The organism is Actinomycetospora callitridis, assembly GCF_028737265.1.
GTDB lineage: Bacteria > Actinomycetota > Actinomycetes > Mycobacteriales > Pseudonocardiaceae > Actinomycetospora > Actinomycetospora callitridis.
In genome coordinates, this window is sequence record NZ_JAQZAK010000003.1 from 528,027 (window position 1) to 540,893 (window position 12,867).

Here is a 12,867-nt window from a genome sequence, read left to right on the forward strand (position 1 = left end):
GAACCCCTCACGGTGAGCTGGAGCGGACGAGAGGAGCCGCCATGGAGACCACACCGCACCGCCGGACCACCGAGGCCTGGGAGCTCGTCGCCCACGCCGTGGAGCTGTGTCGGCGCGGCGTACCGCGCGCGACGCTGCTCGCCGCGCTCGACCAGGCCCGGAGGTCGCTGCACCACGAGCCGTGCCGGGACGCCCGCCGCAGGCTCACCTGGATCGTCGGCGCCCTCGAGCACGGCGACGCCGACGCCCGCGTCGACGTCGCCCTGCAGGTCGCCGCCCGCGATCTGGCCCGGCCGTCGTCGGGAGATGACCGGCGATGACCACCCCGACCACGGACGCCGTCCGGACGGCGCTGCGCGACGCCGTCGCCACGTCGCTGCGCGCTCCCTCGGAGCACAACGCGCAGCCGTGGCGGTGGGTGCTCGGGCCCGACCACGTCGACCTCCACATCGAGCGAGGACGTCGCCTGCCCTTCACCGACGAGCGCGGCCACGGCGTGCTCCTGGGCTGTGGGTGCGCCCTGCACCACCTCCGGGTGGCGCTCGCCGACCGCGGCTGGCACGCCGTGGTGCGTCACCAGCCCGAGGGCCCCGAGGGACGCCCGCTGGCCCGGGTGCGGATCCGTCCGGCGGGCGGCGCCGTCGACGAGGACGCCCACCGGCAGGCCGCGGCCATCGACCGGCGACACACGGATCGCCGCCGGTTCTCGAGCCGGTCGGTGCCCCCGGACGTCCTCGGTGCCGTCGCCGACGCGGCGCGGCCGTTCGGCGGGGTCCTGCACGTGGCGTTCGGCGCGCACCGCACCATGTTCGCCGACGCCATGCGCGAGGCCGCGGAGCGGCAGCGTGACCACGAGGGTTACGCCGCCGAGCTGTACCGGTGGACGCACCGCTACGCCGGGGCCCGGGACGGCATCCCGGCCGGCGCCCGACTCGAGGGTCCGCCTCCCTCCTATCGCGACCTGGTGCTGCGCTGGTTCCCGCAGGGGACGCTCCGCCAGCCCGGGGGCGGGATGGATCACGAGGACGCGTCGATGCTGGCGATCCTCACCGCGGTCGACGAGGAGCCCGTCTCCGTCCTGCGCGCCGGGGAGTCCCTGAGCGCGGTGCTGCTCGAGGCGACCGCGCTCGGGCTGGCCACCACACCGATCACCCAGGTGCTCGAGGTGGAGGAGACGCGTGAGCGGCTCCGGCACCTGGTCGTCGGCGCTCATCGCCCGCCCGTCGTGGCGTTGCGCCTCGGATGGCCCTCCGACCGCGCCGCACCCCTGCACCCGACACCGCGCCGCCCTCTCGACCTGGTGCTGACCGAGGTGGACTGACCAGGGCGGAGGAGCTCTCGCGTCCGTCCGGGTCCCGCTACGCCTGCTCGACGGGGACGACGACCACCGGGCAGGGGGCGCGCACCACGGCCCCGTGGGCGACGGACCCCAGCAGCCACCGGGCGAACGCGCCGTGACCGGTGCGCCCGACCACCACGACCGGCGACCCGCGCTGCTCGGCGACGTCCACGAGGGCCTCCGCCGGATCCTCCGCCCGGACGACGACGCCCACCTCCGGGACGGGGTGGCACCACCGGTCCTCCCCCACGACCTCGCCCACGAACTGCTCGACCCGTGGCTGCAGGGCGTGGCGCACCTCGCCCAGCGTCGCGGCACCCATCGGACGGAAGCCGACCATGACCGGAGGTGGCGCCGTCCCGGTGACCGCGACCAGCCCGACGCCACGCCGTGCCGCGTCCCGCAGGGCGTAGCGCAGAGCCGCCGCCGAGCCCGGCGAACGGTCGATGCCGACGACCACCGGGCCGTCCGTCGCCGCCTCCCGGGGCCGGTCCACCAGCACCGGACAGGACGCGAGCGAGAGCACACGCAGTGCGGTCGAGCCGAGGACCGCACGCCCGACCATCCCGCGACCGCGGTGACCCACGACCAGCAGCGCGGCGGTGCGGCCGGCCTCGGCGAGCAGCGTGGCGGGGGATCCGGCCCGGACCCGGAGCTCGAGCGCGACCTCGCGCAGCGTCGCGGGCAGAGGCATCGTCGCCTCGTCGACGAATCGTCGCGCCTCGTCGAGCACGGCGGTCGCCAGCCGGTCCGGCTCACCGGCATCGGCGGTCCCCGTCGCGCCCCACGATCCCGGCGCGGGATAGGCGAGGACGGCCGTCACGGTCTCCGCGCGCCGGGCGGCCTCCTCGAGAGCCGTCATCAGCGCGGCGGCGGCCCTCGGCGAGCCGTCGATCCCGACGACCACGCCGGCTGGTCCCGTCATCCCGGGAGCTCTCCCCCCGAGGACCGCGCTCAGCACCGTCGTGATGGTCACCAGCCGCACGGGCCCGCCGCGGCGCGAACGCACGGGCAGGGCGGGCAGGCCGGTGGCCAGCAGACGGTGGCCGGCGTGGCGCACCGTGTCGTTCTCGTCGAGGACCTCGACACCGCAGGGGCGGTCGAGCAGCTCGTGGATCGTCCGCCGGTGCTGGACGAGCGGTCCCCCGGCGGGCCAGCGCTCGGCGAGACCGCCGGCCGTGACGACCGCGAGGGGCAGGCCGTCGCGGACGACGACGCCGCACAGACCGGGGTCCTCGTGCAGACGGGCCCAGGCCTCGGGCAGCGACGTGGTCTCCACGAGGACGGTGGCGGGCCGGGCGACCGTGGTCACCGCAGCGTCGAGGTCGCCCGGGGACCCGGTCGCGGAGAGGGTCGGTGCGGTGGACACGGCCGGGTCCTCTCAGGCCGCGACGGGGTCGGGGACGACGGTCACGGGGCAGGACGCGTGGAGCACGCAGCCGAGGCCGACCGAGCCGAGGACGACGCTCCCGAAGGCTCCGCGGCCGCGGTGCCCGACGACGAGCTCGTCGGCGTTCCCCGCGAGCTCGACCAGCACCTCGGCAGGCCGGCCGGCACGCGTCTCGACCTCGATCTCGGGCAGCGTCAGTTCGTCCTGCATATCCGCCCGGACCTCGTCGACCATCACGCGCGCGGCGTTCAGCTCGTCCCCGTGCAGCGCGTCCGGGTCGGGCAGGGCGACGCCGGACGCCGACCCGTAGCCCCAGGCCGCCCCCCACATCTCCGGCGGCTCGTAGACGGCCACCGCCCGGACCCGGTCGCCGCGCCGGGCCGCGGTCCGGATCGCCTCCTGCAGGGCGCGACGCGCCCCGCTCGAGCCGTCGATCCCGCAGACGATCACGCCGCCCCGGGCGTCGTTGTCGGTCATGGTGCTCCCTCGCTCGGTGCGGCCTCGTGCCGTCGTCCCACCGTGGGGCGCAGGGGTCGTCCCCGGTCAGTGCCGGACGGTCACGCCTCGTCCCGAGCACCGGGGCCGAAGGTCCCGAGCGGGAGGGGTCGGGCTCGGGGCCACCAGGAGCGCCGAGGTGGCCCGGGCGGGGGGACGACGAGGACGGGGCACCGGGCGCGCCGCACCGTCCGGGCCACGGGTGAGGGTGTGACCGTGCCGAGGAGTCGGCCCCGCGCGGAGCGTCCGACCACGAGGAGCCGGGCCTCACACGTCGCACCGATGAGCTCGACGGTCACATCGCCCTCGCCGACCCGGACCTCGACGGGCACCGAGGGGTGGGTGATGCGCCAGGCGGACAGTCGGTCCGCGCAGTCCCGTCGTTCCTCGTCCGCGCGAGCGGCGGCGTCCTCGCTGGTGACGACGGTCCACCGGGCGGGATCACGGAGGCGCAGGACGTGGACCGGCGCTCCCCGCTGCTCGGCGGCGTCGAAGGCCGCCCCGATCGTCTCCTCGGTCGTGCGGTGGGCCAGGGCGAGCACGACGGCTCCGTGGGGGTGCGGCGGGTCGGTGGGCACGACCGTCACCGGTTCGTAGGCGGTGTCGACGAGGACGTCGACCTCGGGCAGCGACTGGGGCACGACGAACAACCGTGCCCCCGCCGACGCACGACCCAGCCGCTCGGTCAGGGACCCCGGGTCCACGAACAGCGCCCACACGTGCCCGAGCAGGGCACCGACCAGCGCGATCGGGCCGGCGTGGGCGTCGGTGGGCCGGTCGGGCGGAGCCGCGAGGTCGGGATCGACCAGGATCTCGATCCGCGCCCCGGTCCGGCGCGCGTGCCGGCGCGCCCAGGCGACGACGGCATGCCGTCCCGATCCGGGCGGGGCGAAGGCCCGGACGATCCCGGGGTCGGGCGTCGGGCCCCCACCCCCGGTCGGGCCGGACGAGTCGATCGTCATCTCGGCACTCACGGGTGCTCGCCGAGCGGGCTCACCGGAGGTTCCCTGCGACCTCCGCGGGGACCGCCGCGACCCGGTCGTCGGTGGCCGCCGCCCGGGGGTGCTCGCCCGGCGGAGGGACGACGGTGAGCGGGCAGGGAGCGTTCCGCAGACACCACCAGGCGACCGAACCCAGCACGGTGCTCGCGAGGCCGCCCCGCGACCGCCCGCACCGCGATCGGGGGCGCCGGGGCGTCGGGGTGCTCGGCGAGGTCTCCGGCGACGACCTCGTCCACCTCGGTCCGAGCGGCCGCCTCAGCCGCCGCGGCGACCGCTTCGCGCTCGGTGACGATCGGGAGGCGGTTCACGACCGCGAGCCGCTCGGGGGAGATGAAGGCCGCGACGACGTCGAGCCGCGCGCCCCGTCGACGGGCCTCGTGCAGGGCCTGGCGCAGAGCCGCCCGGGCGCCCACGGAGCCGTCGATCCCCACGACCACCCGCGGCGCCCCCGCCCCGCCCGTGCCTGCTCCACCGCTCATCACGCGCCTCCTCGCTCCGTGTGCGGGCCACGGTGCGGCGCGACGGTGGGCGACGGGCAGGGACCCACGGCCCCGACTCGACGGCCCGAGGGCCCCTGTCCATCCGACGGCGCCTCCCCACAGGCTCGGTCGGGGTCCGAGAGGAGGTCGTCATGATCGCCACGTCTCCCCCGGGCGGCACACCCACGGGGGTTCCGGCCCGCGGCAGGACGGACGTCACCATGACCGACGAGCAGTCACCCCTCCCCCGTCCCGAGGCGGCGCGCGCCCTCCAGCGGTGCGTGCTCGCGTCGGCCCGCCTGCTGCTGCGCCGGCGTCTGCGCCTGCCGAGGCGATGGGTCGGCACCCGCTTGCGGTTCGCCGACGGCACCTCGGCGTGGATCTACCGGGAGACGGTCGTCCGCGGGGCGGTCGCGGAGTCCCCGTGTGCGCTGGTCGTGCGCTTCCGTCTCCGCGGTGTGCGCGGGCCGACCGCCCACGCGGCGTTCCGGGCCGAGAGCCTACTCAACACCCCGCTGTTCGTCGGCTTCCCGGGTTTCGTCGCCAAGTGGTGGCTGGCCGCCGACGAGCACGGGGTGTACCGCGGTCTCTACGAGTGGGACGGCGCCGACCGCGCCCGGGCCTACGCCCGCGCGTTGTGGTGGGTGCTGGCGCTGGTGAGCGTGCCGGGCTCGATCGACTACACGGTCCTCCCGGGCCGGCACCGCGACGATCTGCTCGGGCCGGCGGGCGTCGGAGCGGTGGTCGCAGGCGCCCCGCTCCGGTCCGAGAACGACCGGCGCCGCTCCGTCACACAGCCCGACGGCGCGCAGGGCGTCAGGGACCACCGGCCTGCCCGCGAGCGCCGGTGGTCGCTCCGGAAGGGGCCCACCGACGCTGCCCGGCACCGGCCTCGGGCGACACCGTGAACCCGGGACCGACCGGCCGGGCGCACCGACCGGCGCCCCCGAGCGCAGGAGGCGCGCCATGATGTGGAACGGCGGCTGGACGGTGGGATGGATGGCCCCGCTGATGGGCGTCAGCGCCGTCCTGTGGTGGGTGCTGGTGATCGCGGTCGTCCTCGCCGTCCTGCGGTGGTGGCGCATGCCGCCGGAGGTCGGCGCCGGGCCACGGCAGGACGCCCGCCAGGTCCTGGACGTCCGCTTCGCCCGCGGCGAGATCGACGCCGAGGAGTACGCCGCCCGCCGACGGACCATGGCCGGGTCAGCCGGGTCAGCCGAGTGAGCCCGGGGCCGGGCCGTTCTCGGGGGCGGCCCGGCCCCGTGCTCAGACCTCGACCACCGTCCACGACCCGTGGTGCCGCGGGGCGCGCACGGCCGCCGCGGCGGTCGCCACCGAGTCCTCCCCGGCTCCCGACGTGTCGACCGTGGTGGCCTCCGGCCAGGGGTCCGCGTCGACCGACATCACCGCGGCCACGAGCGGGGTGGCGTCGGAGGCCGAACCGCGGCGTGCGCGGAGACGCGCGTCCGCCAGGTCCCGGGGAGCATCGCAACGCAGCGCCACCAGGTCGGAGGAGGTCCTCGCGGCGAGCGCCGCGGCCTGGTCCCGTCGCCGGGCGTCGGTCCACGACGCGTCGAGCACCACCGTCTCACCCCGGCCGAGCAGCTCCGCGGCGCGGTGGAGCAGGGCCGCGTAGGTGGCGTCGGTGTGCTCCGGCCGGTAGAGGCCGTCGCGGTACGCCGCGGCCGCGGGGTCCGTCGGGTTCAGCCCGGCCAGCTCCTTGCGCACCCGGTCGCTGGACAGCAGCACGGCCCCGAGCCGGTCGGCGAGACCGCCGGCGACGGTGGTCTTGCCCGTCCCCGGCAGGCCGCCGACGAGCACGAGACGGACCCGGGCATCCCGCAGGTGGCGGTCGGCGAGGTCGAGCAGGGTGCGGGCCTCCGCGGCGTCCCCGCCGCCCTGCTCGACGCGGATGCAGGTCACGGCCGCACGGACGGCCGCCCGGTAGGCCACGAAGTGGTGACCCAACGCCGACGGGGCCGGGTCCGCGGCGAACTCGGCGTAGAGCTCCAGGAACCGGGCCGCGGGCTCCGGCCCGCCGAGACGTTCGAGGTCCATGGCGAGGAACGCGGCGTCGTCGAGCCCGTCGACGTAGCGCAGGCGGTCGTCGAACTCGAGGCAGTCGAGCAGGACGGGGCCGTCGGGCAGGCAGAACACGTCGTCGGCCAGCAGGTCCCCGTGGCCGTCGACGACGCGGTCCTCGGCCCGCCGCGCCGCGAACAGGGCCGCGCGGCCGTCGAGGAACGCGGTCGCCTCCTGGGCGACCCGGGCGACGACGTCGGGGGGAAGCAGCGCGCCCGAGTGGCGCCGCAGGCCGTCGAGGACCCCCTCCCACCGGGTCCGCGCCGCCTCGCGGGAGCCCTCGCGCGTGATGGCCGGTCCCCGCGCCGCGGCACTGTGGAATACCGCGAGCCGCCGGGCGACGGCCCGCAGGTGGTCCTCGACGGGCTCGCCCGCACGCACGAGAGCCGCGAGGCTGCGGTCGGCCGGCATACGGCGCATGGCCACCAGGAACTCCTCGGCCTCGCCGGACGACCCCAGGACGGTCTCGAGTCCGAGGTAGACCTCGGGGCTGAGACGCCGGTTGAGCGCGATCTCCCGCCGGCAGGCTTCTCGACGGAGCTCCACCGTGGTGAAGTCGCAGAAGCCGAGGTCGACGGGCTTCTTCATCTTGTGCACGCGGTCGCCGAGGAACCACAGCACCGCGGTGTGGGTCTCGCGCACCCCGACGGCGAGCCCGTCGGCGTCGGGCGCGCGTCCCCCGCGGGCGGCGGCGCCGAGCGGGTCGGTCATCGGACGCCCGCCCGGGTGCCGGGACCGTCGGCCCCGGCGGCGGCCAATGGACCGAGGACGAGCACCGGGCACGGCGCGGCCAGGAGCAGCGACCGGGTCGTCGAGCCGAGGCCGACGAGGTCCTCCACGTCGCGGCATCGGTGCGCGACGACCACCAGGTCCGCCCCGAGGGCACGCTCGAGCAGCAGCCGGGCCGGTCGGTCCTCGGCGACCACGACGCTCGCCGGGACGTCCGGGAACCGGTCTTTCAGCGCGCCGACGAGGCCCTCGATCCGGGCGCGCGCGTCCGTCTCCTCGTCACCGGCGTCGGCGTCGCGGCGGCGGGCGATCCACCCGGCGTCGTAGGTGATCTCGTCGACCGCGTGGACCACCTCGACCGGCTCCCCCGACATCTCCGCGATCCGCAGTGCGTGGTCGAGCACGACCGCGGCGCCCGGCCCCTCGTCGAGCCCGACGACGACCACCGCCCGCGGGGGCACGTGGACCGCCGAGGGCGCGCGGTCCTCGCCGAGCACCAGGACGGGACACGGCGCGATCGCGATCAGCTCCTCGGTGGTCCGGCCGGCCTGGCTGCCCAGGCGGCGGTGGCGGTCGCCGACGACCAGCAGCGACGAGGCTCCACAGGCCCCGGCGAGCGCCCGTGCGGGATCGCCGGTGACGCAGGTGCGGCGGACCTCGACGTCGGGTGCGGTCCGGCTCAGGTAGCTCTCGGCCCGCTCGCCGGCGTCGCCGTACGACGGTGCCTCGGGCCCGGCCGGGCCGTCGGCGTGCACGACGCGGACGGTGCGATCGCGCCGGCGGGCCTCGGCCACGGCGCGGTCGAGCACCCGGGTCCGCAACAGCCCGTCGCCCACACCCACGACCACCGAAGGGAGGCGAGGAGCCACCCTCGCCCCCATCGACGTCACGGTCATCAGGCCCCCTCACCGGCGTAGGTGCGCTCGGGGCGCGCCCACGTCGCGGCGGCCTGCGGGGGCAGCACCGCGACCGGGCAGGGCGCGAAGCGGACGAGCTGCTGGCTCGTCGAACCCAGCAGCGCACCCCCGACGGGCCCCCGCGCTCGCGCGCCGAGCGCCACCAGGCTCACGCCCGAGCGGGCGATGTCGAGGAGCGCCTCGCTCGGCCGACCCCGCCGGACCACCTCGCGGACGACGAGCTCCGGGTAGGGCGTGGCCAGACCGGCGACGGCCTCGGCGAGATACCGGCGGCGGGTCTCCTCGTCGGGACCACCGAGGCGCGGGGTGACGCTCGCGACGACGAGCGTGCTCCGGGACCGGTTCGCGACGTCGGCGCTGAACCCGATCGCGCCCAGCGCCTCGACGGAGCCGTCGACACCTACGAGCACCCCCCGCGAGGCCTCGTCCTCGGCGGCCTCCCAGTCCGGGGGCACCACGATCACGGGGCACGCGGCGTGGCCCATCACGTGGGCGACGGTGCGACCGACACCCAGCTCGGCGAGCCCGCTCCCGGGACGCGCACCGATCACCAGCAGGCGCGCGCGGGAGGCCGTCGCGACGAGCGCGGGCCCGGCGACGCCGTCCACCACCGAGAGTCGCACGGGGACCTGCGGTGCCACGGCGCCGGCGACCCGGCGGGCCCGCTCGAGCAGCGCGTGGGCACGCCCGGACGGGCTGCGGAGCTCGTCGTGCGGACGCTCCGAGGGCGGCAGCACCTGGACCAGGTCGAGCGGCAGGTGACGACGCGCGGCCTCGCGCGCCGCCCACCGGACGGCGCCGGCGGTCGCGGGGCTGCCGTCCACGCCGACGAGCACGCCGGCCGATGGCGTCGAATGGTCGATCATGCGGGCCTCCTCGGGAGGGGACGGCGCCGCGGTCGCGGCCCGCGCACCACGCTCCCGCCGCCTCCCCGTCCCGCGTCAGGGCCCGACGACGCGGACCGGACGGGACCTCCGGCAGGTCCGTCGGTCCCGGGCCCGTCGCTCAGGGCTCCGCCCGGTTCGGGACGGGCGCGGCCACCGCCTGCTGCACGGGGTGGGGCTCGACCCGGGCATCGGGACCGGGGAACACCAGGCTGCGGTGGTCGTCGTCGAGCCACCGGACCCAGAACGGCGGCGTGCCGTCGGCGTGGGTGACCGCCACGATCTCCCCCTGTCGGCGGGACGACGCGTCGGTCAGCCCCTCCACGATCAGCCAGTTCCCGACCTGTGCCCTCATCCCGAGCCTCCCTCGCCGCCGTCACCGTGTGGTCGCTCGAGGTCCTCACACCGGCGCAGCGCCGACCAGGGCCATCCGCACCGGCTCGCTCGGGACCTCCGGCAGGGGCCGGAGCGCACCGGACGCGGGTCCGGTCCGGTCGGCCTCGGGCGCCGACCGGACCGACCGGGGGTGTCAGCGCCGCGCGAGCACCCGCTCGTCCCACGTGGTGATCAGCGCGTAGAGCACGATCACGTCGAGTGCGATCACGAGGATCGACCACACCGGCGCGGCGGCGACAAACGTCAGGTGCAGGATCGCGGAGAGCGCCACGAGGGCGACCGCCGTCCCACGCGCCCAGCTCGGCGCCTCGCCCAGCAGGCTCGCCCCGACGATCGCGACGAGTGCGCCGAGTGCCAGGTGCACCCATCCCCACCCCGCCAGCGACAGCACGAACACCGCGCCGCCGACGGTGACGAAGTACGACGGGGTCAGCACGGCGACCAGGCCCTCGATCACACCGAAGACACCGACGACCACCATCACGACGGCCCCGAAGCGCACCCATCCGGCCGCCCCACTCCGCTCCTGCCCGGTCCCCATCGAGGCCGGACCAGCACCCGTCCCCGGTGCCCCGCGGTAGTCCCTCGGATCGGTCTGCTGGGTCATGACGTCTCCACCTCCCGGCGATACGACGGACACTCGTCGAGAGGACCGTCCCGCCACCCCCGGGCGCCGGGCAGGGACCAACGGCCCCCCCGAGGGCGGCCCACGGTCCCGGTTCCGCTCGCCCGGACGTGAAACCGGTGGAGAGACGCCCCGCGCGGGCCTCCGTCCCCGCGGAGATCCTCGGCCGGAGTCGCGGCCCTCGGGTGATCGTCGGCGAGCGGAGGGCCGACCTAGAGTTCCTCCCTCGCCGAGGGCCCCGTGGTCCGGCGACCGCCGGGCCGTCGGCTGCGCTCGCCTCCCCCCGTGAGAGCCGCCGACGGTGCCGGTCGGGTCGGGTCGCGCGGCGGGAGTCGCCGAGGAAGGCCGTCCTGCAGCCGCTGCCGGGCCAGCCTCTCGAGCAGTTCCGGCAGCGCACCGGGTGGCGCCCCGTCGAGATCGCGCCGGCACTGATCCACCGTGCGGGACACGACCGCGGCGCGCTGGGCCGGGAACTCCACGGAGAGGCGTGCCACGGCGCCCGCGGTGGCGGAGGCGTCGTCGTCGTGGTGGCCGCCGGGCGCGGCGGTGCGGCCGGGTGCGTCCGGCTCGGGGCCGGGCGGGCGTCGAGAACTCATCGCGTCCTGTCGTGGTCCTTCCCGGGACGGCGCCGGTCGGTGACGCTGTGGCGACCCCGTCACCGTGGACGGGGTGGACCCGCGTCGGCAGGGTCGAACGTCCCGAGTGGGGGGAGGCGCGCGTTCGGCCGTCGGTACCCGGCTCGGGTCACCGTGCGGCCACCTCGACACGCGCCTCGGCCCGTCGCCCGGGCCCGCCACCGGGCGGAGGGACGACCGCGACGGGACAGGGTGCCCGGTGCACCATCGCGCGGCCCACCGAACCGAGCAGGAGCCCGGTGAACCCACCGCGGCCGCGGGACCCGACGACCAGGAGGCGCGCCCCGCGGGCGCGGTCGAGCAACGCCCGGGAGGGGTGGGAGCGCTCCACGACGGTGGACACCGCGAGATCGGGGTACGCCGCCGACCGGCCGGCGAGCTGCTCGGCGAGCACCCGCCTCTCGTCGTCGACGATCGCATCCCAGCCCAGCAGCGGCTCCGTCACCGGGTCGAAGAGCGGGTCCCACCACGTGTGGACCGCGACGAGCGGGCAGCCGGCGAGGTCCGCGGCCACGACGGCGAAATCGATCGCGGCGTCGCTGACCGGCGAGCCGTCGACCCCGACGACCACGGGTGCCGCGGGATCGGTGGGCTCGTCGCCGCGGACCACGACGACCGGGGCCACGGCGTGGGCGGCCACCGACGAGGCCACCGACCCGACGAGCGTGCCACCGAGTCCGCCGGTGCCCTGCTCACCCACGACGAGCAGGGCGTCGTCCGCCCGCTCGAGCAGGGCCGGTGCGGCCGCACCGTCCACGAGCTCCTCGGTGACGGTCACCGACGGGGCCGCCTCGTGCGCCACCGCCACGGCCCGTGCGGCGATCTGGCGGGCGTGGTCGAGGAGATCCTGCTGGTAACGACGCCACAGCGAGGCGTCGGCGACGAGGGAGGGGTCGACCCCGCCGTAGGCGTGGACGACGTGCAGGTCCCGGCCCCGGAACACTGCGGTGCGCGCCGCCCACCCGACGGCGCGCAGCGACGACTCGGAGCCGTCGGCACCCACCACGACCGGCCGGCCCGTCCCGCCGACGTCGCTCGACACGCCGGCCATCAGGCGGCCGCCGCGTGGCGGGGAGCCCGCGTCCCGACGACGGCCCCGATGTGCACGTGCGCGAAGTCCTCGACGACACCGTCGTCGAGGACCCGCCCGATCCGCACACCGGCGAAGTCCCGGACGTCGCCCTCGGCGTCCACCCGACCGATCGCCACTCCGCCGTGGTCGGCCACCCTGCGGTCCGCGTCCATCGTGCTCTCCTCTCCTCGACGGGGTTTCCTCGTCCTGGGCGAGACTCGGGGGTGTCGTCCACCGGCGCCCGGGTCCTCCGGGCCCCGTCGGGCGGGCCGATCGTCGCGGCACCGGCGCTCCTCCCGCACACACGCGGGGCCGGACCGCCGTCGGCGGCCCGGCCCCGGGGCGGGACTCAGCCCTTCTCGATGGCGACGGTCGTGGGTTCCTCGCCCGTGGCCGTCTCGGGCATCGGGACCCGGACCGTGAGGATCCCGTCCTTGTAGGACGCAACCACCGTCGAGGGATCGACACCGTCCGGCAGGGGCAGGCGGCGGGCGAAGGTGCCGTAGCGCAGCTCGTGCCGGTGGTACCCCTTGTCCTCGGTGTCCTCCGCGATCCTGCGCTCCGCGCGGAGGTCGAGCATCCCGTTGGCCACGGTCAGGCTGAGGTCCTTGTCCGGGTCGATACCGGGCACCTCGGCCTTGATCACCAGGTCACCGTTCTCCCGGTACTCGTCGACCTTGATCACCTCCTCCGGGGCACGCATCGACGGCGGATCCCACGCCCGCAGGGGAAGGGCGCGCATCCAGTCGTCGAACATCCGGTCGAACTGTCGGAAGACGTCGGCCGAGGTCGCGGGTGTCTGGCGTCGGATCAATGACATGTT

16 protein-coding genes are annotated in these 12,867 nt (G+C 76.5%); 4 read left to right on the top strand and 12 right to left on the bottom strand.

The genetic code is table 11. The annotated features are described in order from the left end of the window. Window positions 1–41 precede the first annotated feature (41 nt). A complete protein-coding gene (locus PH191_RS13940) occupies window positions 42–320 on the top strand; it encodes a hypothetical protein (protein ID WP_274195195.1) in 279 nt (92 codons plus the stop codon). After that, window positions 317–1,321, top strand: a complete 1,005-nt coding sequence (locus PH191_RS13945) for an Acg family FMN-binding oxidoreductase (RefSeq protein WP_274195196.1) — start codon at window positions 317–319, stop codon at window positions 1,319–1,321. The genes PH191_RS13940 and PH191_RS13945 overlap by 4 nt, the downstream gene beginning before the upstream one ends. Before the next feature lie 37 nt (window positions 1,322–1,358). On the opposite strand, the gene PH191_RS13950 is transcribed toward PH191_RS13945, so the two are convergent. The 4 genes from PH191_RS13950 to PH191_RS30175 form a co-directional block, all read right to left on the bottom strand. Beyond that, window positions 1,359–2,708, bottom strand: coding sequence for a universal stress protein (locus PH191_RS13950; RefSeq protein ID WP_274195197.1), 1,350 nt, complete (start codon window positions 2,706–2,708; stop codon window positions 1,359–1,361). A 12-nt stretch (window positions 2,709–2,720) separates the two neighbouring features. Then, window positions 2,721–3,206 carry a universal stress protein gene (locus PH191_RS13955; RefSeq protein ID WP_274195198.1) on the bottom strand — a complete coding sequence of 162 codons (486 nt, stop codon included), beginning with the start codon at window positions 3,204–3,206 and terminating at the stop codon, window positions 2,721–2,723. Window positions 3,207–3,286: 80 nt separating this feature from the next. Continuing rightward, window positions 3,287–4,198 (bottom strand): universal stress protein, encoded by a 912-nt coding sequence (locus PH191_RS13960; RefSeq protein WP_274195199.1) that lies wholly within the window; start codon window positions 4,196–4,198, stop codon window positions 3,287–3,289. Beyond that, window positions 4,195–4,704: a universal stress protein gene (locus PH191_RS30175; RefSeq protein ID WP_274195200.1), complete on the bottom strand. Its 510-nt coding sequence runs from the start codon at window positions 4,702–4,704 to the stop codon at window positions 4,195–4,197. Before PH191_RS30175 ends, PH191_RS13960 begins: the two co-directional genes overlap by 4 nt. Window positions 4,705–4,925: 221 nt before the next feature. On the opposite strand from PH191_RS30175, the gene PH191_RS13970 reads away from it, so the two are divergent. Together PH191_RS13970 and PH191_RS13975 are read left to right on the top strand one after the other, a co-directional pair. Beyond that, window positions 4,926–5,612: a hypothetical protein gene (locus PH191_RS13970; RefSeq protein WP_274195201.1), complete on the top strand. Its 687-nt coding sequence runs from the start codon at window positions 4,926–4,928 to the stop codon at window positions 5,610–5,612. A 58-nt stretch (window positions 5,613–5,670) separates the two neighbouring features. After that, window positions 5,671–5,928, top strand: a complete 258-nt coding sequence (locus tag PH191_RS13975; protein ID WP_274195202.1) for an SHOCT domain-containing protein — start codon at window positions 5,671–5,673, stop codon at window positions 5,926–5,928. 42 nt (window positions 5,929–5,970) lie between these two features. On the opposite strand, the gene PH191_RS13980 is transcribed toward PH191_RS13975, so the two are convergent. The 8 genes from PH191_RS13980 to PH191_RS14015 all read right to left on the bottom strand — a co-directional run bounded on the left by PH191_RS13980 (window position 5,971) and on the right by PH191_RS14015 (window position 12,864). Then, complete coding sequence (locus tag PH191_RS13980; protein ID WP_274195203.1) at window positions 5,971–7,497, bottom strand: bifunctional aminoglycoside phosphotransferase/ATP-binding protein; 1,527 nt, start codon at window positions 7,495–7,497, stop codon at window positions 5,971–5,973. Beyond that, on the bottom strand, window positions 7,494–8,363 hold the full coding sequence (locus tag PH191_RS13985; RefSeq protein WP_274195204.1) for a universal stress protein: 870 nt from the start codon (window positions 8,361–8,363) through the stop codon (window positions 7,494–7,496). Before PH191_RS13985 ends, PH191_RS13980 begins: the two co-directional genes overlap by 4 nt. A 47-nt stretch (window positions 8,364–8,410) precedes the next feature. Next, a complete protein-coding gene (locus PH191_RS13990) occupies window positions 8,411–9,298 on the bottom strand; it encodes a universal stress protein (RefSeq protein WP_274195205.1) in 888 nt (295 codons plus the stop codon). A gap of 139 nt (window positions 9,299–9,437) precedes the next feature. Then, window positions 9,438–9,671, bottom strand: coding sequence for a DUF1918 domain-containing protein (locus tag PH191_RS13995; protein WP_274195206.1), 234 nt, complete (start codon window positions 9,669–9,671; stop codon window positions 9,438–9,440). 174 nt (window positions 9,672–9,845) lie between these two features. Then, window positions 9,846–10,319 (bottom strand): DUF7144 family membrane protein, encoded by a 474-nt coding sequence (locus PH191_RS14000; RefSeq protein WP_274195207.1) that lies wholly within the window; start codon window positions 10,317–10,319, stop codon window positions 9,846–9,848. 762 nt (window positions 10,320–11,081) lie between these two features. Next, complete coding sequence (locus tag PH191_RS14005; protein ID WP_274195208.1) at window positions 11,082–12,014, bottom strand: universal stress protein; 933 nt, start codon at window positions 12,012–12,014, stop codon at window positions 11,082–11,084. Between the two features lie 8 nt (window positions 12,015–12,022). Continuing rightward, entirely contained in the window at window positions 12,023–12,217 is a 195-nt protein-coding gene (locus PH191_RS14010) for a hypothetical protein (RefSeq protein ID WP_274195209.1), read from the bottom strand. A 176-nt stretch (window positions 12,218–12,393) separates the two neighbouring features. Continuing rightward, a complete protein-coding gene (locus PH191_RS14015) occupies window positions 12,394–12,864 on the bottom strand; it encodes an Hsp20/alpha crystallin family protein (protein ID WP_274195210.1) in 471 nt (156 codons plus the stop codon). Window positions 12,865–12,867 lie beyond the last annotated feature (3 nt).

What these genes read in the sequence shown, in the direction of transcription:
- PH191_RS13940 (WP_274195195.1), top strand. Translation starts at nt 42, where the DNA reads ATGGAGACCACACCGCACCGCCGGACCACCGAGGCCTGGGAGCTCGTC.
- PH191_RS13945 (WP_274195196.1), top strand. Translation starts at nt 317, where the DNA reads ATGACCACCCCGACCACGGACGCCGTCCGGACGGCGCTGCGCGACGCC.
- PH191_RS13955 (WP_274195198.1), bottom strand. Translation starts at nt 3,206, where the DNA reads ATGACCGACAACGACGCCCGGGGCGGCGTGATCGTCTGCGGGATCGAC.
- PH191_RS30175 (WP_274195200.1), bottom strand. Translation starts at nt 4,704, where the DNA reads ATGAGCGGTGGAGCAGGCACGGGCGGGGCGGGGGCGCCGCGGGTGGTC.
- PH191_RS13970 (WP_274195201.1), top strand. Translation starts at nt 4,926, where the DNA reads ATGACCGACGAGCAGTCACCCCTCCCCCGTCCCGAGGCGGCGCGCGCC.
- PH191_RS13975 (WP_274195202.1), top strand. Translation starts at nt 5,671, where the DNA reads ATGATGTGGAACGGCGGCTGGACGGTGGGATGGATGGCCCCGCTGATG.
- PH191_RS13980 (WP_274195203.1), bottom strand. Translation starts at nt 7,497, where the DNA reads ATGACCGACCCGCTCGGCGCCGCCGCCCGCGGGGGACGCGCGCCCGAC.
- PH191_RS13990 (WP_274195205.1), bottom strand. Translation starts at nt 9,298, where the DNA reads ATGATCGACCATTCGACGCCATCGGCCGGCGTGCTCGTCGGCGTGGAC.
- PH191_RS13995 (WP_274195206.1), bottom strand. Translation starts at nt 9,671, where the DNA reads ATGAGGGCACAGGTCGGGAACTGGCTGATCGTGGAGGGGCTGACCGAC.
- PH191_RS14000 (WP_274195207.1), bottom strand. Translation starts at nt 10,319, where the DNA reads ATGACCCAGCAGACCGATCCGAGGGACTACCGCGGGGCACCGGGGACG.
- PH191_RS14010 (WP_274195209.1), bottom strand. Translation starts at nt 12,217, where the DNA reads ATGGACGCGGACCGCAGGGTGGCCGACCACGGCGGAGTGGCGATCGGT.
- PH191_RS14015 (WP_274195210.1), bottom strand. Translation starts at nt 12,864, where the DNA reads ATGTCATTGATCCGACGCCAGACACCCGCGACCTCGGCCGACGTCTTC.